Below are 22,543 nucleotides of genomic sequence, written 5' to 3' on the forward strand. Positions count from 1 at the left end.
TCACTTGTGTGATGGGGGCGTCTTCCGGGCGGAGCGTTGACGCCGGGCCGAGGAGCCTATCCTCACCTCATCGGCCCGGCACACGCGCACATGCAGGAAGCGCTCGAGTTGTTCCAGGGCGATGTCGTGATCGGTGTCGCTCTCGGCGGCGCAGCAGTCGCTGAGCACGGTGATCTTGTACTCGTGCATGTGCGCGTCATGGGCGCTGAAGAACACGCACAGGTTCGTCGCGATACCGGCCATCAGCAGCTTCTTCGTCCCCAGGTGTTCCAGCAGCGGCACGAGCGAGGTGGCGAAGAAGGCCGAGTGCTTGGGCTTGAGGATGAAGTAGTCCTCGGGCTTGGGTTTGAGGGCGCGAGCCACGTCACGGCCCCGTGCGCCCTTGCGCGTGCAGTGCTTGTAGAGGTCTCCGAAGTGGCTGCGCCAGTGGTCGAAGTTGTCGTTGACGTAGATGACCGGCACCTGGGCCTCGCGCATCTGGTCGGCGAAGGGGCCCAGGCGCTCCACCATGCGCCGCGCCCACGGCAACACGTGCTCCCCACCGGGGAACTCCAAATCATTGATGACGTCGATGATCAGCAACGCGGTGTCGGAGCGCTTGTCGGGCATGGGGGTCGGATGGCTCAGGGGGTGAAGCGGTAGATGCCGTAGGGGCCTCGCTCGGCGGGAGGCAGGTGGATCTGCGTCGTGGTGACGTAGATCTTCCCCTCGGGACCCTCGGCGAAGCTGTCGGGCCAGCGCAGGCGGGCGTCCTGGATGACCGGTTCATAGGCACTCCCCGGAACGTACCGGGCGATAGAACTGTCCTCCAGCCCGCCGAGCCAGAGTGTCCCGTGGCGATCAAAGAGGATTCCGTCCGTCGCGACGATGGTCGCCACCCGCTCCAGTTGGCGCGCGAGTGCTTCGTCCGTCAGCGCGGGATCGCGCAGGGCCTGGGTGGGAATGCGCCACAGCGAGTGGCCCGTGAGGACGGTCCAATAGAGCGTGTCGCCGTCCAGGCTCAGGGCGATGCCATCGGACTGGATGCTCCGGTTCAGGCGTTTGCCCATCACCGTGAGACCGCTGTCCTCGGCGTGCGTGGAGGGGTGCTCGCGCAGGACCTTGCGCGCGGCGCCGCTCTTCAGGTCGAGCACCACCAGCCCTCCGGCCTGGGAATCGGTGAGGTAGGCCACGTCGCGCCGGGTGTCGACCCGGACGTCGTTGAGGTAGCTGTTCCCGGAGGAGATGTCCGGCTCGAAGGCATAGGTGCGCACGAGCTGGCCCTCCAGGTCGAACCGGTGGAGCCGGGGCGGGGCGATGACGCCCTTGAACTGGGCGTTGCCCGTGTCCAGGACCCAGAGCCGATCCTGGTCGTCGATGACCACGCTCTGGACGCCGACGAAGCGCTGGGGCTCGTTCGCACCGGGAGTCCAACTGTTCCACGCGGTGTCCGGCCAGGGGTGGACGGTGCCGTCCTTCACCTCGGCGACGGAGACGGGGACGTCATCGGACCAACGGGGGAAGTTGACGAAGATCCGGCCCTGTCGGGACACGGCGACTCCAGTCCATTGGCGCGGGGATTCGGCCACGAGTTCGAGTTCGGGCGGGCGTGGGGGCTCGGCGCGCACGGGGGGGTGGGCGCAGGAGGTCGTCACGAGAGCGGCGGCGGCCAGGAGGGACAGACGCATGGGGGCTCCTTGGGTTGGGTGGTGCCACAATGCGAACGGCCTGGATTCCTCGCCACTGCTTCTTGAAGGTGTGAAGGGCTTCACATCCTCGCGGGATGCACCTGTGTATAAGGCCGTCGCTCGGCTCTTGAGCCCGAACGGGGGTACCCATGAAATCGACCCAGCCCTGGCTGTCCTGTCTCATCCTGATGTCCAGTCCCGCGCTCGCCGCCACTTCTGGCGCGGAGGTCCTGCCGGATCGCGCGGCCCTGGAGCGCTCGGCGGCCACCGCGATGCGGATCCTCACCACCGTTCCGAACACGGATGAGGCCTTGCTCCAGATGGAGGCGCTGATGCCCCACATGGGGGGCTTCTACCTCGGTGAGGATGGCGCGGCGCATGTGCTCCTGACGGAGGATGCCTCGGAAGGGGAGCGGCTCACCGCGCGCTCCATTGGCGACGCCGTCTCCAAGATGCGCTCCTTCGCCAGGGGCCAGACCCAGCAACGCCTGACGCCCACGGTGGTGGAGCCGGCGCGCTTCCGCTTCTCCGAACTGGCCCGCATCCGCGACTACGCCACGGACGTGTTGAACCTCGAGGACGTCCAGAGCCTGGATGCCAACGAGCGCGCCAACCAGGTGTCGGTGGGGGTGTTGTCCGAGGAGGCCGCGGAGCACGCCCGGGAATACTGGGCCCGGTTGGAGCTCCCGCCCGAGTCCCTGGAGGTGTTCCTCCAGCCGCGAATCGAGGCCATGGCGACCTTGAGCAGCTACGTTCGTCCGGTCCCGGGTGGCTACTCCATCCGCAATGGCAATTTCAGCTACACCACCTGTACCCTGGGCTATCCCGTCTTCAGCAGCGTGCTCGGCATGTTCGGCTTCATCACGAACTCGCACTGCACGGACGTCTCCGGCGGCGTGGAGAACACGAGCTTCTACCAGGGCAATCCCTTCGTCTTCGCCACGGAGTACCTGGATCCCATCTTCCAGACGTCCTCGAGCCTCGCGGGCTGCCCGTCCGGACAGCTCTGCCGGCTCAGTGACTCGGCCTTCGCGGGCGGCACGAACTACCCCTCGGGAGCCCTGAAGGAGATCGCCCAGACGATCAACTACTGCTCGCTGCCGCAGACGCATTGCAGCACGACCGTGAATTCCTCCTCGCCCGTCATCTATCCCCATGGCTTCGCCAGCTCTCCGCTCGTGGGCCAGTACTTCGAGAAGGTGGGCCAGACCACGGGCTGGACCTACGGGCAGCTCCAGCAGTCCTGCACGACGGTGCGTGACTCCGCGTCGGGCCACTACTTCGTGTGCCAGTACACCGTGGCCGCCGGAGTGGACGCGGGTGACAGTGGTTCGCCGGTCTTCACCTGGGACGGTACGAACAATCCCATTGGCGGCATCCTCTGGGGCGGTGATCCCACGTACCACGACTACTTCGTCTTCAGTCACTACTCGAGCATCAACACCGAGCTGGGCACGATGTACTACTACTAGCGCCGCGACCGTCCGGCGCGTGCGTGCGTCGGACGGCGGTGGGCGGCGAGGGCTGTGGTAAGTACCCGCGCCGCCCGCCCATGGTTCTCTCGTCCGCCTCGCGCAAAATCCTCTTCATCCTCCTGGCCCTGGTCGCGCTCGTCCCGAGCCTGCGTTTGAAGCACTACGCCGGGCCCAACCTCTACGGCATGCAGGCCCAGGCCTGGTTGGAGGGACGGTGGGATGTGCCGGGGCCCGTGGAGGACCTGAGCTTGTATGGGGAGCGCTACTACGTGGCCTTCCCCCCGTTCCCCTCGGTGGTGCTGTTGCCCGTGGTGGCGCTCACCGGGCATGAGCGCGTGCCCTATCGTGCCGTGGCGTTGGCGGTGGCCGGATTCGCGGCATGGATCGCCTGGCGGGTGTTGCGGCGGTTGGACATCCCCGAGGCGGATCGCCCCTGGCTGGTGGCGGCGCTGCTGGCGGGGACGGCCTTCTGGTACTGCGTGGTGCAGAGCGAGGCCGTGTGGTTCTTCGCGCACGTGGTGGCGGTGACGTGCTCGCTGCTGGCGCTGGAGGAGGCCCTGGGTCCGGCCCGGGGGGCGAGGGCGGGGCTGTGGGCGGGACTGGCCTTCCTGTCCCGCCAGTTGTGCGTCTACCTCGTCCCCTTCATCGCGCTGGTGGTGTGGTGGCGTCATGCGGAGGCCGGCCGCCGGCGGCAGGTGCGCGAGGGCGTGCTGGCGCTCGCGCTGGCGGGGGTTTGTGGCGGGGTGTACCTGCTGCTCAACGCCCTGCGCTTCGGGGACCCCTTCAACACCGGCTACGCGGGCATGCCCCTGAGCGAGTTCCTGGCCGAGCGCGTGGCGCGCTACGGCCTGTTCCATCCCGCGTACGTGCCCTTCAATTTCTTCCACATGTTCCTGGAAGGGCCGCACTTCGAGTTCGGGGGACCCCGGAAGCTGGCGCCCCTGGGCATCGACGGCATGGGCACGTCACTCACCCTGGCCAGTCCCTTCCTCTTCGTGGCCCTGGCGGCGAGGCCCGAGCGGCCCTTGCGGTGGGCGGCCTGGGGCATGGTGGGCCTGTCGCTCGTCCACATGCTGCACTACTACAACAACGGGTGGGTGCAGCTGAACGCGCAGCGCTTCAGTCTGGATTTCCTGCCGGTGCTGTGGGTGCTCATGGCATTGGGCACCCGGCATGTGGAAGCGCGTTGGTGGAAGGGATTGGTGGCCTGGTCCATCGGGCTCAACGTGCTCGTCTTGTCGCTGCTGCCCGAGCTCGTCCACGCCTGGCGCCGGCTGTGAGCCGGTGGCGCTCACGTGACGAGGCCCGTGACGGGTCTCGCGCGGGGCAGGGTGACGGTGACGCGGGTACGGGCGTTCTCGCTGCTCAACATCAGGCTCGCTCCGCCCGCGTAGGCGAGCGCGAGCCGCCGCTCCACGGTGGGCAGGCCGCTGCTGCCCTCGCGGGGGCCTTGGGAGGCGCCGGGATTCTCCAGGGTGAAGACGAGGGTGTCCTCCCGCGCCCGCACGGTGAGGTGGATGGCCCCCCGGTGTCCCGCCGCGGGCCCGTGCTTCACCGCGTTCTCCGCGAGCGGTAGCAGCACGAGCGGCGGCACGGGAAAGGACTCCAGGCCCGCGTCCACGTCCAGGGAGAGCTGGAAGAGGTCTGGGTCGCGCAGCAGGTGCAGATCGAAGAGGGTGCGCACCAGCTCCAGCTCGCGCTCCAGGGGCCAGGTGGCGGCGCGCACCCCGGCGAGCACGCTGCGCAGCATCGCGGACAGCCGCAACACGGCGGCCTCGGCCACGGCGCCGTCCGTCTGACACCACTCGGCGATGGCGTTGAGGGTGTTGAAGAGGAAGTGCGGATCCAGGTGGCTGCGCAGGGCGAGCAGCTGCGCCTGTTCGGCCTCCAGCGCGAGCCGGGCGGCGCGGGCACGCTCGAGGGCGAGGCTCTCCTCGAAGCCGATGTCGCGGCCCAGGCCCCAGCCGCCCACGAGGAAGAGCGCCGCGCAGACGGCGAGGCTGTAGCGATCCGTGAGGAAGGTGGGCCCGAGGTCCAGCACCTTGGGCACCACGGCGCCCCCGGACAGCACGACGCCCACGCCCACGGTGGCGTAGAGCAGCAGGCGGATGCCGCCGTGGCTCAAATCCAGGCCCTCGGGGAAGAGGACGCGGTAGGACACGGGGGCCACGGTCACGCAGAGCACGCACAACAGCAGGGCCAGGGGGGCGGCCATCGGCTCGCCCTCGCTGAAGCGCACCTGGGCGGCCACCAGCGGCACGCAGATGAGGACGATGGGCAGCAGCCGCCGGGGCAGGAAGAGCGCCTTGAGCGTGGCGCGGACCAGGGAGCCTTCGTTCATGGCTCAGCGCGTGAGCGCGTCCACCCGCGCGGTGGCGTCCCGGACGCAGTCGGTGAGGCCCACGCCCCGGTAGGCGTTGCCGGTGAGGGACAGTCCGGGCAGGTGGGCCAGGGCCGCGTCGATGGCCGCCAGCCGCTCCAGGTGTCCTCGGTTGTACTGGGGAATGCCCCGCTTCCAGCGGACGGCCTCGGTGAAGACGGGCTCGGCCGTCACGCCCGCCATGAGCCTCAGCTCCTCTTTCGCGAGCGTCACCAGTGCCGCCTCGTCCAGCTCCACCAGGTCCGGCCGGGTCGCGCCTCCAATGAGGCACGTATAGAGGATGCGGCCGCCCTCGGTGCGCCAGGGGAAGGTGGACGAGACGTGGATGACGCCGAGCACGCGCCGCCGCTCGGCCGCGGGCACCAGGAAGCCGAAGCCGTCCGGTGGAGGCACCGTGCCCGGCGCGAAGCCCAGGTGCACCACCGCCATGGGCGCGTAGACGATGCCCGCCAGGCGGTCCGCGAGCGGCGCGTCCAGGGGCCGCACGAGCTCCGCCGCCGTGTGCGCGGGCACCGCCAGCACCACCCGGTCCGCCTCCCTTTCCTCGCGCCGACCCGCTTCCTCCACCGTGACCCGCCAGCCGGGGCCCTCGCGCCGCAGCCCCACCACCCGGGCCCCCGTGTGGAGCACCGGGCCGAGCGCCTGGGCGAGCGCGTCCACCAGCACCCCCAGGCCGCCATCGAAGGAGGCGACGGCGCCCGTGGTGCTCGGTGTTCCCTCGGGAGGTGGGGGCGCCGCGCGTTTCTCCTTCCGGGCGCGCACCATGCCCACGAGCAGGCTGCGGTGCCGCTTCTCCAGGGCCGCCACCTGGGGGAAGCACGCCGCCACGCTCAGTGACTCCATGTCGCCCGCGTAGATGCCCGTCTGCATCGCGTCCACCAGCACCCGCGTCGCGGCCCGGCCCACATGCCGCCGTCCGAAGTCGGCCAGGGACTCATCGCCTCCCGGGGCCGGGGGCGTGAGGGGCTCGCCGAGCATGCGCAGCTTCGCGCTCCAGGGCAGCACATCCGAGCGCAGCAGGGCCGGGGGCGACTGGGGCAGGGCCCTCAGCCGTCCCCCCGTATAGAGGTAGCGCCGCTTCGCCGCGGGGTCCGCCGTCCGGATGCGCTCCTCGATGCCCAGACGGGCCGCGAGCGCGCGCAGCGTGGGCTCCCGGTCCAGGAAGCTGTTGGGGCCGGCCTCGGTGATGAAGCCGTCCCGGCGGTGGGTCTGGATGTTGCCGCCCGGACGCGCCGCCGCCTCCAACAGCGTCACGTCGGTGCCCCGCGCGTGAAGCCCCTGCGCGAGCACCAGGCCACTGATTCCGCCTCCAACGACGACGACGCGCATGTCCGCTTCCTCTCCGCTTACGGGTAGAGCGCTTCCGTCTTCCAGCCGTCTCCCTCGCGCAGGTAGACGAGCCGGTCGTGCAGCCGGCTCGGGCGCCCGTGCCAGAACTCGATGCGATCGGGGACCACCCGCAGGCCCGACCAGTGCGGGGGCCGGGGGACTTCCTTCCCCTCGTACTGACGGGTGAGCGCGTCCACGCGCTCCTCGAGCATGGCGCGCGAGGGCAGGGGCTGGCTCTGCAGGCTCGCCCATGCGCCCAGCTGGCTGCCGCGAGGCCGGCTGTGGAAGTACGCATCCGCTTCCTCGTCCGAGACCCGCTCCACGCGGCCCTCGATGCGCACCTGTTGCTCCAGGGGCTTCCAGTGGACGCAGAGCGCCGCCCAGGGGTGCCCCAGCAGCTCGCGCCCCTTGCGGCTCTCCAGGTTGGTGAAGAAGACGAAGCCGCGCGCATCGAAGTCCTTGAGCAGGACCACGCGCGCGGACGGCCGTCCCTCGGCGCTCACCGACGCCACGACCATGGCGTTGGGGTCCACCGGTATGACGCGCCGCGCCTCTTCGTAGAGGACGGCGAAGCGTTGAAAGGGATCCTCCGGCAGTTCCACGGCTTTCTCCATGGCAAGTCACTCTCCGCGTGTGGGTCCACGCGCGTGGGTGTTGACTCGTGCGTCCCACACGTCATCGTCTGCGTCCATGAAGATTCTCTACGTGGCCTCCGAAGTCACGCCCTTCTCCAAGACGGGTGGACTCGGAGACGTGGCGGGGGCCCTTCCCGCCGCGCTCGCGTCGCTGGGCCACGACGTCAAGGTCGTCTCGCCCCGTTACGCCTCCGTCCAGGACGCTCGCCTCACGCCCACCGGCCACTCGCTGGAGCTGCGCTTCCCCTTCGGCACCGAGCGCGGCCCCATCCTCTCCCTGCGCGCGGCACCCAACCTGGAGCTGCTCTTCCTGGAGCACGAGGGCTACTACGGCCGGGGCGGCCTCTATGGAGACCAGGCGGGGGAGTTTGGCGACAACCACCGCCGCTATGCGTACCTCTCCCTGGGCGCGCTCCAGGCCTGTCAGCGCCTGGACTTCACGCCGGACATCCTCCACGTCAACGACTGGCAGACGGGGCTGCTCCCCGTGGCGCACAAGCGGGGCTTCCTGGGCACGGCGCTCGGACGCTCCAAGAGCGTGCTCACCATCCACAACCTCGCCTACCAGGGGCAGTTCAACAAGCAGATCATGCCCGAGCTGGGCCTGCCCTGGGATCTCTTCAACGCCGAGCAGGGGTTGGAGTTCTACGACGGGGTGAACTTCCTCAAGGGCGGCATCCAGTTCTGTGATGCCCTCACCACGGTGTCGCCCACCTACGCGCGGGAAATCCAGGCGCCGGAGGCCGGGGCCAACCTGGATGGGCTGCTGCGCCGGCGTCAGGACGTGCTCAGTGGCATCCTCAACGGCATCGACGTGGAGGAGTGGAACCCGGAGGCGGATCCCCACCTGCCCGCGCGCTATGGCCCGGAGGACCTGACGGGCAAGGAGGCGTGCCGGCGCGAGCTGCTCGAGCGCTTCGGCCTGGCGCCCACGGACGCGCCGGTGTTTGGAATCGTCTCGCGGCTCGCGTGGCAGAAGGGCGTGGACCTGCTCCTGGAGGTGCTGCCCGGCGTGCTCGAGCAGGGCATCCGCTTCGTGGCGGTGGGCAGCGGCGAGGGCCGGTACGTGGATGGCCTCCAGGCGCTCCAGGCGCGCTTCCCCGGGCGGGTGGGGACCTTCATCGGCTTCGACGCGGGCCTGTCCCACCTGGTGGAGGCGGGGGCGGACTTCTTCCTCATGCCCAGCCGCTACGAGCCGTGCGGCCTCAACCAGATGTACTCGTTGCGCTATGGCACCGTGCCCGTCGTCCGGGCGACGGGGGGACTCGCGGACACGGTGCGCGAGGGCCCGGAGGGCAACGGTCTGGTCTTCCACGACTTCCACCCGGACGCGCTGCGGGCGGCCATCGACCGGGCGCGGGCCCTGTACGCCGACTCCCAGCGTCTGCGGGCCTTCCAGAGACGGGGAATGGGTCAGGATTTCTCCTGGAGCGGATCCGCGCGGAAGTACGAGCGCCTCTTCGCTTCCCTGTTATCGGAATAGTGGGGCTTCACGCGAAGCTGGGGTAGGGTGACGGCGTGGCGTCTCAACCGGACCTGGGTGGTTACGAGGTCGTTGGCCGTCTCGCGGTCGGCGGGATGGCGGAAGTGTACCAAGCGAGGGCGAAGCTCTCGACTCAGCGCTCGCCGGGAGAGCCGGACGAGATCGTGCTCAAGCGTCTGCTGCCCTCGTATCGGAACGAGGGCGCGTACGTGAAGGCCTTCGTCGACGAGGCGAAGCTCACCGTGCGCCTGCGTCACCCGAACATCGTGCGCACCTTCCGCCTCTTCAAGGCGGGGCCGGACTACCTGATGGTCCAGGAGCTGGTGTCGGGCCGCACGCTGGGCTTCATGCAGGATCTGCTGGTGAAGGCGGGCGCGGTGATGCCGCCGGAAGCGGCCTGCTACATCGCCTGGTGCGTGCTCAAGGCGCTGGATTACATCCACCGCGCGAAGGCGGGCGAGGGCGGTGCCACCATCATCCACCGCGACGTCAACCCGGCCAACGTCCTCTTGAGCGTGGCGGGCGAGGTGAAGCTCACCGACTTCGGGGTGGCGGACGTGGAGGGCGTGATGCGCGGGGACTCGGGCGCGCTGCGCGGCACGCTGCCGTACATGAGCCCGGAGCAGGTGCTGGGCCAGCCGGTGGACGCGCGCAGCGACCTGTTCTCCGTGGGCATCATGCTCTGGGAGATGCTGGCCGGCCGGCGGTTGCACGTCGCGGACGGAGAGGCGGAGCTGATGCACCGGGTGCGGGACGCGCGGGCGCCGCTGCTGTCCTCGCTGCCGCTGGAGCTGCCCGACTACGCGGTGCAGCTGGTGCGCAAGGCCCTCTTCGCTGACAAGACGCGGCGCTTCCAGTCCGCCGCGGAGTTCATCCGCGCGCTGGAATCCCTCTCGCGCCGCACGGGGTGGCCTCTCACGGTGGAGGCCCTCAAGCCGTTGCTGGGGGGCTGATGCTCCGGCGCGCCTTCCTGCTGCTCGTGCCGGGCCTGGCGGGGTGCGCCGGGGTGACGCTGCGCTCCGGGGCGCTGGACGAGGCGGCGCGGGTGCGCGAGCTGGGCCTCGCTTTCACGCCCAAGGGCTCGGGCGCGCTCTCCCTGGCGCTGGACGTGGACAACCCCACCCTCTGGGACGCGGTCATCACCGGCGTGGACTACACGCTGCGCCTGGATGGACGGCGCTACGCGGTGGGGACGCGCGGAGTCCAGGAGACGCTGGCCTCGCGTGAGCGGCGGGCGCTCTCCCTGTCCTTCCCCCTGAATTCCGAGCCCACCGGCCTCAATGGCGCCGAGGCCCGCACGTGGTGGGTCCAGGTGGAGGGCACGGTGGTGCTCGCCTTCGCCGGAAGCACGGTGCGCCGCATGCCCTTCCAGGCCGAGCGCTTCCTCCGGCTCCCGCATTTCCGGCCCATTCACCTCGAGCCGGAGTGAGCCGCGCGCTCAGGCCTTGGGCTCGGACGCCGGCTCCGCGGTGGATTCCTTCTGGGACGGCGCGGATTCCTTCGGCGTGGGGGGCTTGAGCTTGAGCAGGCGCACCCGATCCACGCGCGCGCCCTCCTTCGCGTACACGGTGAAGGCCCAGCCGTTGTAGGTGAAGCGCTCGCCCACGTCCGGCAGGTGGCCGGCCATCGATGACAGGAAGCCGCCCAGGGTGTCGAAGTCCCCCTCGGGCAGGGGGAAGCCGAAGGTCTGGGTGAAGCGGTCCACCTCCATGGCCGCGTCCACCAGGAAGCCGCCATCGGCCTGCTTCTCCACCTGCTTCTCCTCCACCTCGAATTCGTCGCCGATGTCGCCGACGATTTCCCGGAGGATGTCCTCCAGCGTGACGATCCCCATGAAGCCGCCGTACTCGTCCACGACGATGGCCATGTGGATCTTCTGCCGCTGCATCTCGCGCAGCAGGTCGCCAATGGGCTTGAGCCAGGGCACGAAGTGGGCCGGGCGGATGGTGTCCTGCAGGACGATGAGCTCCGGGTGCTGCAGCAGCGGGATGAGATCTCGCGCGTGCAGCACGCCCACGACGCGGTCCACGTCGTCGCGGTAGACGGGGATGCGCGAGTGGTTCTCCTCGGCCAGCAGGCGCAGCACCTCGGTGGGGGTGGTGGATACGTCCACGCACACCACCTCCGTGCGCGGCACCATCACGTCCCGGCAGCGCTTGTCGGACAGCTCGAAGATGGAGCGGATGAGCTGGGGCGCGCTCTGGTCCACCTCTTCCTGGGCGGCCTGCGCGGCGAGCAGCTTCTCCAGCTCCTCGAGGGGCGGGGGCGGAGGTTCGAAGCGCAGGGTGCGGCCAAAGCCCCGGGCCACCAGGTTGATGGGGGCCATGCACAGGCGCATGGGGGGGTAGAAGAGGAAGACGAGCAGCGACACGAGCCATGACAGGCGCAGCGCCCAGCGCTCGGGGCCCGCGTTGGCCAGGCCTCGCAGCGTCACCTCCACGAGCGTGGCGAGCACGCCCACGAGCAGCGCTCCGGCCAGCACCGTGGCCACCCCCAGCGCGGGCCCCGAGCCCAGCCGGGTGAAGTCGAGCAGCTGCGGAGGCACGAAGGCCCCGATGGCCGCGGCCAGGAAGCCGCTGAGCACCATGCCCACGCGCAGGGCGGTGGCGGTGGGCTCGCGCTCCGTCTTGTGACGAAGCACCTGGCCGCCCGGGCCGGGCTGGGACTTCGCCAGCTCCTGGGCCTTCAGGTCGGACGTTCCGTAGAGCGCGGACTCGGCGGCGGCGATCAATCCCCGGAAGAAGACGAGGGCCAGGCAGGCGGTCCAGAGGACCCAGGTAGGCATAGAGGCGTCCTTCATACCCCGTGGTAAGAGACCGCGCACCCTTTCGTGAAGGAGGCTTTCTTCATGCGTCCACCAGTGAGCCGCTTCGTCCTTCTCGCCCCCCTGGCCGCGCTGGCCCTCGTCCTGGCCGCTCCGGACGCTCGGGCCTGGCCGGTGGACATGTCGGTGCGGCTGGAGCCGGGCAAGGAGCGCTTCCACAAGCTGAGCGTGGTGGACTGGGTGGAGGTGGAGGACCCGTCCATCGTCACGGCGGAAGTGCTCACGGGCAGCAACGAGCTCTTGCTCACGGGCCTCAAGCCCGGCCACACCCTGTTGCTGCTGTACGCGGAGGGGAAGTTCGCCGTGTGGGGGCTGACGGTGGCGGCGCCGGGGGGCGGGGAGGCGTCCAAACCCGCGGCGGAGCCGCTGACCGCGGCGCGCAAGGCCTGTCCGGGTCTCAAGGCGACGGAGGGCGCCGAGCGCTCGCTGACGGCCGAGGTGAAGGACGCGCGCTGCCGCGAGGCCCTGCGCGCGGTGCTCAAGACGGAGGCCTACCTGGCGCGCGAGCTGGATCTGACCTTCGAGCTGTCGGTGATGCAGGAGCAGCTGGCCGCCCTGTCCGCGCCCTTGAAGGCCCAGGGACTGCGCGCGAGCTACCATGGGGCGGGGCTGGTGCTGGAGGGATCCACGACGCCCGAGGGCCACCGCAAGGCCTTGTGGGCCTTGTTCCATCAGTCCGTGGGCCGCGTGCCGCTGGAGGACCGCGCCGAGGTGCGGCGTCCCGCTCCGCCCGACGACGCGGGCACGCCGTCCATCCCCACTCCCTGACGCTTGCCAGAGATACCCCGGCGGGGGGTCGCGGGACGCGTTAAGTCACGCCCCTTCCATTCCACGAGGGGTCGTGACGCACATGAACTATCGGATGCTGGGCCGCACGGGTCTGTATGTCTCGGAGCTGTGTTTCGGGGCGATGACGTTTGGTGGCGAGGGCATGTTCAAGGTCGTGGGAAACCAGGGACAAGCCGAGGCCGACACGCTGGTGGGTCGCTGCCTGGACACGGGCATCAACTTCTTCGACACCGCGGACGTCTACTCCAATGGCCAGTCCGAGCTGATGCTCGGCAAGGCGCTGGGGGCACGGCGCAAGGACGTCGTGCTCGCCACCAAGGTGCGTGGGCGCATGGGCCCCGGCGTCAACGAGGTCGGCCTGTCGCGCGGACACATCCTGGACTCGGTGCACGCCAGCTTGAAGCGGCTGGGCACCGACTACATCGACCTGTACCAGATCCATGGCTTCGACCCCGTCACGCCCATCGACGAGACGCTGCGCGCGCTCGACGATCTGGTGCGTCAAGGCAAGGTGCGCTACCTGGGCGCTTCCAACCTCGCGGCCTGGCAGTTGATGAAGGCGCTCGGCATCAGCGAGCATCGCGGTCTCTCGCGCTTCGAGTCGTTGCAGGCCTACTACAGCATCGCCGGCAGGGACCTGGAGCGTGAGCTGGTTCCCTTGATGAAGGACCAGCAGGTGGGCCTGATGGTGTGGAGCCCGCTGGCGGGCGGTTTGCTGAGCGGCAAGTTCCGCCGGGATTCCCAGGCGCCCGAGGGCGCTCGCCGCTCCGCGTTCGACTTCCCCCCGGTGAACCGGGAGCGGGCCTGGTCCGTCATCGACGCGATGGACGGCATCGCCCGGGCCCACTCCACCTCGGTGGCGCGGGTGGCGCTGGCGTGGCTGCTGCACCAGCCGCACGTCACGACGATCATCATCGGCGCCAAGACGGCCGAGCAACTCGAGGACAACCTCGCGGCGCCCTCGCTGAAGCTCTCCCCCGAGCAGCTCGCCGCGCTGGAGACCGCCTCGGCGCTTCCCGCTGAGTACCCGGGCTGGATGCTGGCCCACCAGGGCCAGAACCGCTCCCCCTCACCGAAGTAGCGGCCTGTGTCGGAGGGTCTCCCGCTCCCCCTATGCTGGGGCCTCTTTTCGCCGAGGCCCTCCGATGCGCCGTCTGCTTCCCATCCTTGCCCTGCTCCTCGCCGCATGCGCCCAGGCGCCCGAGCCATCCACTCCGCCCGAGGAGCCCGCTCCGCCCGAGGAGCCCGCTCCGCCCGAGCAGCCCTCCGGGATTCAGGGCTCCCTCACCATCCACCTGCGTGATTGGCATCTCGTGCAGCAGGAGTTCGTTCAGAGCGCGTACGTCCTCCTCGGGGATGGCAGCCGGTTCAGGCAAGCCGTCGATGGCAATGGCGACGCGCATTTCCAGGATGCCGCCATCGTGGGTCCTCAGGACGTCAGCGTGGTGGTGACGGCCAGATCCAATACGCCGTCAGTGGGCGTGGGCACTTTCCTCGCCATCCACCAGCCGGAGGTCTGGTTGCCCCTCATCGAGCTCCCGGAGGTGTCGCAACCCCCTCCACCTCCGCCTCCGAATCTGGCCATGGTCTCCGGCAAGGTGACGGAAATGACCGGGGACGGGCAGCACTCCGTCTATGTCTTCGTGGTGGGCGAGGGGTTCTCCGGCGGAGGCCCGGTCTCCGCGGATGGCTCCTTCCGCTTCTACGTCCAGGGCGCCGAGCCCGGCCAGGTGGACCTCGTCGCCCGGGAGGAGAAGTTCGTCGAGGAGTACTCGCTTCTCGGTGAGGTCCTCGTGCGGGCTGGCCGCATCCGGAACATCTCTGTCGGTCGCGATCAAGCGCTCGATGGACTGGAGATCGCGCTCGATCACGCGGCGGATCAGTCACTTGGCGTGACGGTGAAGGGCGCGGAGCACTACGGCACTCCCGTCACCGTCTCGCTCACTTTCCACGAGGGCAAGCTGGCCTTCTTCTCCTCGTATGCCATTGGAACCTCTCCGCTCTCCCTGCCCACCCTCTCGATGACCGCGCCCTTCGACACGACCCGGCGACTCCTCCTGGCCACCCAGGGCCGTTCCGATCTCCTGCCCGCGGGGTACGCCCGGTCGTTGACGTCCATCGAGAATGGCCCGGCCGCGGCCATCTCGCTCCTCTCGCCGATGATTCCTTCCACTCCCGCGCTGGGGACTTGCGGCGCTCCGCCCACCACCGCGCGCTCGGGCCTCGCCCTGCGGTGGGACATCGATGCCGCCGCGAACATGGGGAAGATCGACTTCCAGCTCCAGGATTCCGATGACTCGAAGCCGTCTCTCGGCTGGCAGGTGATGACTCCCTCCTCCCGCTCTTCCTTCACGCCCTTTCCCCTCCCCAGCGAGGTGTCGCCCATTTCCACGTTCCCGCCGGGGCGCTACTCCCTCAAGCTGCACTCTTCCTTCCGCTCGGACCTCGATGGCTATGCGAGCCTTTTCGCCCAGCGGGTCAGCGGCAAGGCCTTCCTCGCCGAGGAGCGGAAGACCGAGTTGGAGGGGTGTGTCGAACTCCAGTAACTGACACCCATCGGTGAACCTGGAAGCAACACCTGGCCGTGGGACTGTAGTGTTCAGGACAACATGGGAAGAGCCGTCATCCCGGCTTTCAGAGGGAAGAGGGGGTTGGCTCGGTTCCTGCTCTTCATCCGGACACGCTCGGCGAGTTCGCCGGGCCGCCGTGACGCCTCGTGCTTCGCGGTCCCCCATGAAGAGAGGACCCCCATGTTCCGCTCCCTGCTTCGTCCCTCCCTGATGCTCGCCTGTGTCCTCGCGTCGGGTTGTGGTCCCGCCCCGGAACCCGAGCCCGTGCCCTCGTCCGAGGGTGCCCTCACCCAGAACCTCCGGTGGCCGAGGTGGATCAAGATCGTCGCGGCGGACTTCGTGGGTGCGCTCGATGGTGCCGCCACGGGTGCCGGGATTGGCTCCGTCCTCGGCCCCGAGGGCGCGGTCATCGGTGCCGGCGTGGGCGCGGTCATCACCGGCGCCCAGGCTTCCGGCGAAGCCGCGGCCCAGTTGACCACCACCCAGGGCGTGGTCGCGGGCTCCCGGGCGACGGTCAGCCCGGCCAACTCCCTCAACCCGTTCGATTCCATCGGCCAGCACCACAACGCGGGCCTGGACACCCTGGTGTCCATCATCGGCCCGGGGGGCTGCATCCCCAACCCCTTCCCCTTCCCCTTCCCGCGCGATCGGACCAAGGGCCCCATCTGGGATTACGCCAGCAGGGCGATGAAGGCTCCGCAGGAGTTCCTGTCGCAGCCCGCGCTCGAGCCCGCCTGGAATGAATCGCTCAACTTCGTCGCCACGGCCGCGGATGAGGACATCGAGGTCTCCATCCAGAATCGCGTGAAGAGCGGAAAGATGTCGGCGGCCGTGGGTGAGCGCGTCATCCGCTACTTCAATGCGATCGCGCCCCTGGACACGGACAAGATGATCGAGGCCACGAAGTCCTTCGAGAAGGAGACGCTGGCGGACAAGGCGCTGAAGGAGCAGGAGCGCACCAACCTGCTGCGCGCCTACTCCGTTGCTCGCTACAGCGCGGTGTACTGGGCCGATCAGGCCGCCCGGAAGACCGCCTCGCCCTGGTGCGGTTGCAGCAAGTAACCCGCCCCGTTCAACACGCAGTGCCCGGGCCCTCCAGGGTGGAACCTCACCAGGTTCCTCTCGTGGAGGGCCTTCTGGTTTTTTGTGACGGTATTCCGCCCGGGGCCGGTGTCCGGGGGCCGGTGTCAGACGATTCGTTCCGAGGAAGCCGCCGCGACCCGCCTCCGGACCCAGTTACGTGGCGAGGGTTGCTTCTGGGGACATGGAGAGAAGCTCGACCCACGCGATAACACGAGCCACCTCATAGCTGGAGGGAGCGAGGCTCGGGAGGAGGGTCGCGCACGGGCATGTAGCACTTGCCCTTGTACTCAGCGGTCGTCCGGGGACAGGGGGCTCGTTGTTCGAGCGTGACCCAGCAACCGCCATTGATCTCCACCTCCGTGCCCTCGATGCAGGGGGGCTTGTGCTGACCCTTGTACGGAGTGGAAGGCAGGGGATAGCCGATGGAGAGGGGAGAATGCGCTGCCAGGTCGACCCAGCTCGGGGGCTCGTCGGACACGGTCTCCGTTGTTTCCGTGCCCCCAGGGGCATTCGTGGAAGCGGGAGGCCGGGGCCAGAGCAGCAGGACGGCGAGCGCCATGCCTCCGAGTGCCGCGAGGCCCAAGGCGGGCACATGTGGGCGCGAACGTAGACGAGGCGCGGGGAGAGGCGTGCGGTCGAGGAGGGTGGCTGTCTCCTCCCGGTCCTCGACGCTGGCCAGGGCGCCCGACAGACGGACGTACAAGAGCGTCAGCTCGTGAAGTGCTCGGGTGGTGGCCCCTGGAGCGCGCTCCACCTCCACCGCGAGGAAGGGAGGGGCGACCTCGCTCAGGGAGCGCACGGCCCAGGCGGCCCGGGGCACCCAGGGGTGGGTGGGGTCGGGAACCAGCACGAGGGCGGGGGCGCCCGTTTCGTGATGGTGCGCCTCGTGGATGCGGCCCACGGCTGGGTCCGAGTCCGGGTGCGGCCTACCAAGGACATACGGTCCCAATCGATCGCCTTCGCGGGGGTGAGTGCCACTCACGTCTGCCTCTCCTTTCGAGGTGAGTTCAAGGAGCTTACCTCGGGAGTCAGACGGTTCGTACTGGCTTCGCCGGACACCCACTCTGTCGCCGTCTGGAGGGGTATGGCACTCGTTGACTCACTGGAGCGCTTGGCGGCGCTTCGAAGCCTCAGAACTCTCTCGGAACAGGAGTTCGAGGCAGCCAAACGTCGATTGTTGGAATGGCGGACGGTTTTGGCACCGCAAATACGATGTGCGATACAGGAACGTTTAACTGAAGTTCGCCATCACGTGCTCCAAGAATGTGTTCCGGTAGGCCTCATCCCTGGCAGGCTCTTCACGGGCTGGGAATCTTCTGGTGGCCCTCCGGATCACGTTCTAACTCTGCGAGGTAGCATGCGTTTGACTCAATTGCTTACGGTCGTAGTCCTGAGCTCCAGTTGCGCAAGCGTACCCAAACCGAGCGTATCGGCGGATTCCTCCCGTCGCGTCGTTTCGGATTATGCGATCCGCGTGCTCGGAGGCGACGAAGCTTCTTTCACACCCGCGCTTTCGTCTTCCATCACCAAGAACGAAACCCCTTATGACGTCATCGTAGTTGGAGCAGGCATTGCTGGACTCACCGCAGCGGTTTATCTGACTGACTTTGGACATCGAGTACTCCTGCTCGAAAAGGAAGCACACCTCGGGGGCCTCGCCGCAGGCGGAAGTCTCGCCCAAAAGTTCTATGATCGCGGGACTGCTTATTTCACGGACGCCGACGAGGAAGAACAGAAAATCTTGGAGCGCATCGGCCTTGGCGGCTTCCGAGATCAATACGCTATTCCCGAGCCCATCGATAGCTACCTCTGGAAGGGAAAGCTCTACCTGGGTTTTTGGGAATACGAGGAAACCCTTCGTCAACTACCGGCGAGTTTCGAAGTCTTCAAGCATGAGCTTGAAATCATGGATGATGTGGGTCTGATTCCTGGTCAGCCATTTGAAGATTTTGATTGTACAGACATCGACAAGGAGACTGCGGCGGCACGTAAAGAGTACAATCTTGAGAACCCCAATTGCATGGAGCTGGACGAGAAGACTGTGGCGGATTGGGTTCGCGCGATGCCGACGAAGCTTGCAACCAGATACGACGAGAAGTCCAAACGAATCTACGCCAGATATGCCAAGGACCTTGCCGACGGCAAACTCGATGCCGCGGATTCGATGAATGATGTCCTGGGACTTCTAGAGCTGTATTGTCGATCCGCTCTTGGCGCCACGCCTGATAAGATCTCGGCAATGGCCTTTGCTAATTTTTATATCTCAGAGATTGAAACCCGCTACAGCACCCCTGTTGGAACTGGGGAGGCAGTTGCACGAATGCAAAAGAGTCTTGAGGCCAAGCCGATGCTGATCGACATCCTCACTCAGGCGGTAGTAGGCAAAATCTCAAGCGGTGCGGATTCAGTGGTTGTGATGTATGTAAAAGATGGAAAGACCGTTGAGGCGCGAGCCAAGTTCGCGGTGTTTGCTGTTCAATCGACACTGGGCCCTAAGCTCATCGAGGGCCTCGCCGAGCAGGATCCGGAAAAAGCCAAGATCATGTCCGAAATTCGTTACTTGCATTACTCTGTGCATGCCATCAGCGTAAAAGGACACCCCTACCGCGCGGCCTACGATACGTGGACACGGGCAGCGGATTACACGGATGACGATTTCACCGATCTAATCCTAGTACTACAGTTGGACGTGGATATTGGGCGCTCTGCGGCGGTAGTGGCAGAGTTTGGCGACGGCCTGATGATGGCGCCGCCAGCGGCTCCATCGCAGGATGAAGTCCAGCGCGGGCCGCACCACCCAACGCGCGAGTTTCCACATCAGACGTCTCACTTCCTGAACACTGAAGCGGATAAGGACAGGCCTCGCCGCCGTCGAAACGCTCCCATGCGACTGCTTCGATGCGGCGGGCCCAGGCGTTTTGGGACTGGGTGCTCCTTCTCGGACGCGTTGGCCATGACTCGCGCGGCCGCCAGGAATGCATGTGCTACCAGGCACAACGTCATGTGGCGGTACCACCCTCGCCATTTCCTCACCTCATAGTCGTCCAGTCCCACCTCCCCCTTGGCCGACTCGAAACATTCCTCCACCGGCCAGCGCTTGCCGGCCGCTTCCACCATGGCGGCCAGCGACGTCGTGGCCGGTGCATGCACCAGATAAAAGCTCACCTCGCTCTCCTCCGACACGCTTCGACGGAAGAGAAACCACCGCGCCTGGGTCCCCTCATGCGAATTGACTCGGACTCGCGCCCAGTCATACCTGCGCGGTCCCTTGGCTCCCGCCCCCGCCGACAGCCTCGTCCATTCTCGCCTCTTCACCTCTTTCAAGACTTCTCCCGCCGTCACCTGCTCCACCCCGCGCCAGGCGTAGGTATTGGAGGCCACCGCCAGGACATACCGTTGCGACTGGCTCTCCAAAAACCGTCGCAACTCTCCATCCCGGCCATACACCTCATCTCCCACCACCCACTCGGGACGGAGTCCCGCGTCGAAGGCCCGCTGGAGCATGGCTCGCGCCAGCTCGGGTTTCGTCTGGAATCGCACCCGCCGTGGAATTCCCGCCTGACGACATCGGTCCGGGTCCTCCAGCCAGTGCTCGGGCAGGTACAGTTCGCGGTCCACCAGGCAGTGGCCCTTCTCGGTGACGTAGGCTAGGAAGACGCCTATCTGGCAATTCTCAATGCGGCCCGCCGTGCCACTGTACTGCCGGGCCACTCCCGCGGACTTGTCCCCCTTCTTCAAGAAGCCTGTCTCATCCATGGACAAGACTCCCCCCTCGCCCAGTCGCTCGCGGGCATACGTCAACACGTCATCCCGCAGCGCGTCCTCGTCCCAGTGCGCCCCGTTGAGCAGATGTTGAAAGGCGTAGGGCGTCGCCCTGCCCACCTCCTCGCTCAAGCCCCAGGAGTTCTTGCGCTCGACTCGGGCCAGCAACCCTTGCAACAGAGCCTCCGCCGAGGCTCGTGTCTCCGGACGTGCGAAGTGGGGCTCCACCCACTCCCGCACGCGGCGCCACTCCTGCTCCCATTTCTGGACGAGCACCGCTTCGTTGTTGTCCGAGACGATGGCGCTGCTGGACATGACCGCCCCCAGGTAAAGGTGACTTCTCCCATGGGTTGTAACCACGCCACCTCCGGCGTCACCTTCTCCTGCGTTTCGCTTTCTCTCCTGGCTCCCCACCAGACAAGTGGGGCCCGCTATCCCACCTCCGCAGTTGCGCGGACCCAGGGCTGCGCTATCTCAGTGGATAAGGTACGTGCGCGGGGCCCACGGAAGACGGCTCAAGGGAGGTGGTCGCAGCGACCGGGTCAACGGCACTCCTCTGTCGGCCTGGAAAGTACAACTGTAGTACTAGGCCGCTGGATGGACCCTGAGATCAAGGGCTATGAAGGAATGCGGGATTTCAAAAAACACCCCAAAGACGATGTGGGGATTCTAACAATTTATCACCCGCTCGGCCAAAAATGGAACGGTAAAGGCTACACCGAAGAGCAAGCCAAGGATCTTGCTCGTGCTGCAACCAACCGAATGCTGCAACTCTATTCTCCGTTCCTGAAGGAGACCTGGGGGACTGAAATTGAGGTTGAGTCCGTCGAAACCAGCCGGTGGCCTTTTTCCGTCCATGTCACTGAGCCCGGATACTTCAAGACCAAAGCGAAGATCCTGAGACGTCCCTTTGGGCGCATCTTCTTTGCGCACAACAACCTGGGAGTGCCCGCGTTTGAAGAGGCACTCTTTCGGGGCCACTGTGCCGCCAACAACATCCAGAAGCGCCTGCACCCTTCGTTCAATCAGGAGGAGTGGACACTGTGCCCGCTGGAACTGAGGTAGGGCCACCACGCCTACCCAGAAAGTCGACCGGTGCGTGTTGCTTGGACGGTGAAGTGGATTCAATGAGCCAAGTGATGCGCACATTCCTGGATGTCAGTGGTGTACACCGGCCTACGGGTGATTTTCCGCTCGGCAACTCTGAGTTCGAGCGGCACTACCCCCTATTGTGTCGTAGGACGGGTTGGCTCGTTGTGGCCCTGCCATGTTGCGTGTATGGACACCAAGGGACGCGGCGGGATGACGACTCCCAGGTATTCCGGGCGGTTACCACTACTGCGTCAGGGGCCCGAAAAATGAATAGGGATGCCAGCCAGGGGCCGTGAGGGGAACTGGGGGCTGGAGCGGTGGCAGCAAGGACAGCGAGGCAACCAGGTGGCAATCACCCGGGCCATGGCAAGCCGTGCGGTGATGAAGCTGTCGTGAAAGTGGCGTTCAGGCCTAGAGCACCGAGCAGGCTGAAAAGCCCGATGGAGTCCAGTTGGGTGGACGATCCAGTTGCGTGGACGGATCGACAAGGGAGTGGATGCTGTGCTCTGCGTTCCGCTGAGGTGGAGGAGGAACGCCATGGAGCGCTGGACCCCCGAAGTGAAGTGCAGCGAGAGGGAGACGCGACTGCTGCGGTTGGTGGGCAAGACGTCCATGTCACAGAAACGGTGTGGCTGTCCGACTTCATTGTCCAGGATGCGGCCCGGTGGGCGGCTCGTAAAGGGCTGCCGGGAATTGTCTGGGTTGAATTCCCCGAGCTTGGCGAGAGAATCGCGAGGGCTGCGGGCGTTCCGTTCTACGGCGGCGGGCCTTTGGCATCTCAGACGATCATCCGCGAAAGCAGCAAGCGCTCCATCGTGGCTTCGCTGCGCGCGCACGGCACGGGGAAGAACCTGACCATGTTTAGCTGAATGCTGTTCGTGAACCCGCCAGCCGATGGCGCGGCTTTTGAGCAGGCAATCGAGCGTGCACACCGACAGGGGCAGACTGCGGATGAAGTGAAGGTCGAGCTTTACCAGCACACGCCCGAGCTGACTGGCAGTTTTCGCAAGGCGCGCGAGTTCGCCCGGTTTGTCGAGCAAACAGGAGGCACTCCGCAAAAACTGTGCTTCGCGGCCTACGATTGGGTGGACGGTCGAGGGTCAGGGACTATCCCAGTTGAGTCTTTAGGGATAACGCGAGAAGCCACCCTATCAACGCGAAACCAGGTTGAGTTGAGGAAAGTAAAGGCAGCGGCGAAACCAAGCAGTCAGCGTCGGCAGGGGCGTTGCGGTCTGGAGTCGCCTCACTGTCTGAGCTAGGTCACCCAGGACGTGAGGCCCGAGCCCACGCAGCTGTCGCTTGAGGTCCGCCCACCACAGGTCGATGGGATTGAAGTCAGGACTGTAGGTGGGTGGGTACACCACGCTGGCTTCTAACGCCTCCACTACCTGGCGCACGCCCTGGACAAGGAGGGATGCTTTCACCGGCGTAGGGGGCTGACGCGTCAACGTGGA

Annotated in this window: 20 protein-coding genes and 1 pseudogene; 12 read left to right on the top strand and 9 right to left on the bottom strand. The window is 67.0% G+C overall.

Annotation, left to right across the window (positions count from 1 at the left end):
* Together MEBOL_RS24110 and MEBOL_RS24115 are read right to left on the bottom strand one after the other, a co-directional pair.
* Positions 1-609 (bottom strand): cysteine hydrolase family protein, encoded by a 609-nt coding sequence (locus tag MEBOL_RS24110; protein ID WP_095979658.1) that lies wholly within the window; start codon positions 607-609, stop codon positions 1-3.
* Between the two features lie 14 nt (positions 610-623).
* Positions 624-1,667, bottom strand: a complete 1,044-nt coding sequence (locus tag MEBOL_RS24115) for an SMP-30/gluconolactonase/LRE family protein (protein ID WP_095979659.1) — start codon at positions 1,665-1,667, stop codon at positions 624-626.
* 149 nt (positions 1,668-1,816) lie between these two features.
* Between MEBOL_RS24115 and MEBOL_RS24120 the strand changes: the two genes are divergently transcribed.
* Complete coding sequence (locus tag MEBOL_RS24120; protein WP_095979660.1) at positions 1,817-3,139, top strand: chymotrypsin family serine protease; 1,323 nt, start codon at positions 1,817-1,819, stop codon at positions 3,137-3,139.
* 23 nt (positions 3,140-3,162) lie between these two features.
* Positions 3,163-4,422 carry a glycosyl transferase family 39 gene (locus MEBOL_RS24125; protein WP_245918795.1) on the top strand — a complete coding sequence of 420 codons (1,260 nt, stop codon included), beginning with the start codon at positions 3,163-3,165 and terminating at the stop codon, positions 4,420-4,422.
* A gap of 11 nt (positions 4,423-4,433) precedes the next feature.
* On the opposite strand, the gene MEBOL_RS24130 is transcribed toward MEBOL_RS24125, so the two are convergent.
* The 3 genes from MEBOL_RS24130 to pdxH are packed head-to-tail and all read right to left on the bottom strand — an operon-like array spanning position 4,434 to position 7,465.
* The gene (locus MEBOL_RS24130) at positions 4,434-5,483 is read right to left on the bottom strand and encodes a sensor histidine kinase (protein WP_095979662.1); all 1,050 of its coding nucleotides are present in this window, start codon (positions 5,481-5,483) and stop codon (positions 4,434-4,436) included.
* A 3-nt stretch (positions 5,484-5,486) separates the two neighbouring features.
* Positions 5,487-6,851, bottom strand: a complete 1,365-nt coding sequence (gene hemG / locus MEBOL_RS24135) for a protoporphyrinogen oxidase (protein WP_095979663.1) — start codon at positions 6,849-6,851, stop codon at positions 5,487-5,489.
* Between the two features lie 17 nt (positions 6,852-6,868).
* Entirely contained in the window at positions 6,869-7,465 is a 597-nt protein-coding gene (pdxH, locus tag MEBOL_RS24140; protein WP_095979664.1) for a pyridoxamine 5'-phosphate oxidase, read from the bottom strand.
* A gap of 76 nt (positions 7,466-7,541) precedes the next feature.
* Here pdxH and glgA point away from each other — a divergent pair, with 76 nt between their 5' ends.
* From glgA to MEBOL_RS24155, 3 genes are read left to right on the top strand one after another with little or no spacing between them, the layout of a single operon-like run.
* Positions 7,542-8,969 carry a glycogen synthase GlgA gene (glgA, locus tag MEBOL_RS24145; RefSeq protein ID WP_095979665.1) on the top strand — a complete coding sequence of 476 codons (1,428 nt, stop codon included), beginning with the start codon at positions 7,542-7,544 and terminating at the stop codon, positions 8,967-8,969.
* A gap of 35 nt (positions 8,970-9,004) precedes the next feature.
* Complete coding sequence (locus MEBOL_RS24150; protein ID WP_095979666.1) at positions 9,005-9,922, top strand: serine/threonine protein kinase; 918 nt, start codon at positions 9,005-9,007, stop codon at positions 9,920-9,922.
* Complete coding sequence (locus MEBOL_RS24155; RefSeq protein ID WP_245918797.1) at positions 9,922-10,398, top strand: hypothetical protein; 477 nt, start codon at positions 9,922-9,924, stop codon at positions 10,396-10,398. The genes MEBOL_RS24150 and MEBOL_RS24155 overlap by 1 nt, the downstream gene beginning before the upstream one ends.
* 9 nt (positions 10,399-10,407) lie before the next feature.
* Here MEBOL_RS24155 and MEBOL_RS24160 read toward each other — a convergent pair whose 3' ends face one another.
* Positions 10,408-11,754 (bottom strand): hemolysin family protein, encoded by a 1,347-nt coding sequence (locus MEBOL_RS24160; RefSeq protein ID WP_095979667.1) that lies wholly within the window; start codon positions 11,752-11,754, stop codon positions 10,408-10,410.
* Between the two features lie 63 nt (positions 11,755-11,817).
* On the opposite strand from MEBOL_RS24160, the gene MEBOL_RS24165 reads away from it, so the two are divergent.
* From MEBOL_RS24165 to MEBOL_RS24180, 4 genes are all read left to right on the top strand, one after another.
* Entirely contained in the window at positions 11,818-12,561 is a 744-nt protein-coding gene (locus MEBOL_RS24165; protein WP_095982970.1) for a pilus assembly protein N-terminal domain-containing protein, read from the top strand.
* Between the two features lie 82 nt (positions 12,562-12,643).
* Complete coding sequence (locus MEBOL_RS24170; RefSeq protein ID WP_095979668.1) at positions 12,644-13,663, top strand: aldo/keto reductase; 1,020 nt, start codon at positions 12,644-12,646, stop codon at positions 13,661-13,663.
* 64 nt (positions 13,664-13,727) lie between these two features.
* The gene (locus tag MEBOL_RS24175; protein WP_095979669.1) at positions 13,728-15,128 is read left to right on the top strand and encodes a hypothetical protein; all 1,401 of its coding nucleotides are present in this window, start codon (positions 13,728-13,730) and stop codon (positions 15,126-15,128) included.
* Between the two features lie 204 nt (positions 15,129-15,332).
* Complete coding sequence (locus MEBOL_RS24180; RefSeq protein WP_095979670.1) at positions 15,333-16,214, top strand: hypothetical protein; 882 nt, start codon at positions 15,333-15,335, stop codon at positions 16,212-16,214.
* Positions 16,215-16,455: 241 nt separating this feature from the next.
* On the opposite strand, the gene MEBOL_RS24185 is transcribed toward MEBOL_RS24180, so the two are convergent.
* Positions 16,456-17,136 carry a protein kinase gene (locus MEBOL_RS24185; RefSeq protein ID WP_245918799.1) on the bottom strand — a complete coding sequence of 227 codons (681 nt, stop codon included), beginning with the start codon at positions 17,134-17,136 and terminating at the stop codon, positions 16,456-16,458.
* Positions 17,137-17,592: 456 nt separating this feature from the next.
* Here MEBOL_RS24185 and MEBOL_RS43135 point away from each other — a divergent pair.
* A pseudogene (locus MEBOL_RS43135) lies at positions 17,593-18,705 on the top strand (FAD-dependent oxidoreductase); the annotation flags it as partial.
* Positions 18,706-19,061: 356 nt separating this feature from the next.
* Here MEBOL_RS43135 and MEBOL_RS24195 read toward each other — a convergent pair.
* On the bottom strand, positions 19,062-20,312 hold the full coding sequence (locus tag MEBOL_RS24195; RefSeq protein WP_245918803.1) for an IS701 family transposase: 1,251 nt from the start codon (positions 20,310-20,312) through the stop codon (positions 19,062-19,064).
* A gap of 282 nt (positions 20,313-20,594) precedes the next feature.
* Here MEBOL_RS24195 and MEBOL_RS41360 point away from each other — a divergent pair, with 282 nt between their 5' ends.
* Both MEBOL_RS41360 and MEBOL_RS43140 read left to right on the top strand, forming a co-directional pair.
* Positions 20,595-21,062, top strand: coding sequence for a flavin monoamine oxidase family protein (locus MEBOL_RS41360; RefSeq protein WP_157775426.1), 468 nt, complete (start codon positions 20,595-20,597; stop codon positions 21,060-21,062).
* A gap of 653 nt (positions 21,063-21,715) precedes the next feature.
* The gene (locus MEBOL_RS43140) at positions 21,716-21,958 is read left to right on the top strand and encodes a hypothetical protein (RefSeq protein WP_157775428.1); all 243 of its coding nucleotides are present in this window, start codon (positions 21,716-21,718) and stop codon (positions 21,956-21,958) included.
* A 282-nt stretch (positions 21,959-22,240) separates the two neighbouring features.
* Here the strand turns inward: MEBOL_RS43140 and MEBOL_RS44135 are convergent, their stop codons facing one another.
* Positions 22,241-22,513 carry a transposase gene (locus MEBOL_RS44135; protein WP_157775430.1) on the bottom strand — a complete coding sequence of 91 codons (273 nt, stop codon included), beginning with the start codon at positions 22,511-22,513 and terminating at the stop codon, positions 22,241-22,243.
* Positions 22,514-22,543 lie beyond the last annotated feature (30 nt).

Source organism: Melittangium boletus DSM 14713 (assembly GCF_002305855.1).
GTDB classification, from domain to species: Bacteria; Myxococcota; Myxococcia; order Myxococcales; family Myxococcaceae; genus Cystobacter; species Cystobacter boletus.

Bases quoted from the DNA above. Each gene is read 5' to 3' on its own strand.
- MEBOL_RS24120 (WP_095979660.1), top strand. From the start codon at position 1,817: ATGAAATCGACCCAGCCCTGGCTGTCCTGTCTCATCCTGATGTCCAGT.
- MEBOL_RS24180 (WP_095979670.1), top strand. From the start codon at position 15,333: ATGTTCCGCTCCCTGCTTCGTCCCTCCCTGATGCTCGCCTGTGTCCTC.
- MEBOL_RS24160 (WP_095979667.1), bottom strand. From the start codon at position 11,754: ATGCCTACCTGGGTCCTCTGGACCGCCTGCCTGGCCCTCGTCTTCTTC.
- pdxH (WP_095979664.1), bottom strand. From the start codon at position 7,465: ATGGAGAAAGCCGTGGAACTGCCGGAGGATCCCTTTCAACGCTTCGCC.
- glgA (WP_095979665.1), top strand. From the start codon at position 7,542: ATGAAGATTCTCTACGTGGCCTCCGAAGTCACGCCCTTCTCCAAGACG.
- MEBOL_RS24130 (WP_095979662.1), bottom strand. From the start codon at position 5,483: ATGAACGAAGGCTCCCTGGTCCGCGCCACGCTCAAGGCGCTCTTCCTG.
- MEBOL_RS24175 (WP_095979669.1), top strand. From the start codon at position 13,728: ATGCGCCGTCTGCTTCCCATCCTTGCCCTGCTCCTCGCCGCATGCGCC.
- MEBOL_RS24195 (WP_245918803.1), bottom strand. From the start codon at position 20,312: ATGTCCAGCAGCGCCATCGTCTCGGACAACAACGAAGCGGTGCTCGTC.
- hemG (WP_095979663.1), bottom strand. From the start codon at position 6,851: ATGCGCGTCGTCGTCGTTGGAGGCGGAATCAGTGGCCTGGTGCTCGCG.
- MEBOL_RS24115 (WP_095979659.1), bottom strand. From the start codon at position 1,667: ATGCGTCTGTCCCTCCTGGCCGCCGCCGCTCTCGTGACGACCTCCTGC.
- MEBOL_RS24170 (WP_095979668.1), top strand. From the start codon at position 12,644: ATGAACTATCGGATGCTGGGCCGCACGGGTCTGTATGTCTCGGAGCTG.
- MEBOL_RS24155 (WP_245918797.1), top strand. From the start codon at position 9,922: ATGCTCCGGCGCGCCTTCCTGCTGCTCGTGCCGGGCCTGGCGGGGTGC.
- MEBOL_RS24110 (WP_095979658.1), bottom strand. From the start codon at position 609: ATGCCCGACAAGCGCTCCGACACCGCGTTGCTGATCATCGACGTCATC.
- MEBOL_RS41360 (WP_157775426.1), top strand. From the start codon at position 20,595: ATGGACCCTGAGATCAAGGGCTATGAAGGAATGCGGGATTTCAAAAAA.
- MEBOL_RS24165 (WP_095982970.1), top strand. From the start codon at position 11,818: ATGCGTCCACCAGTGAGCCGCTTCGTCCTTCTCGCCCCCCTGGCCGCG.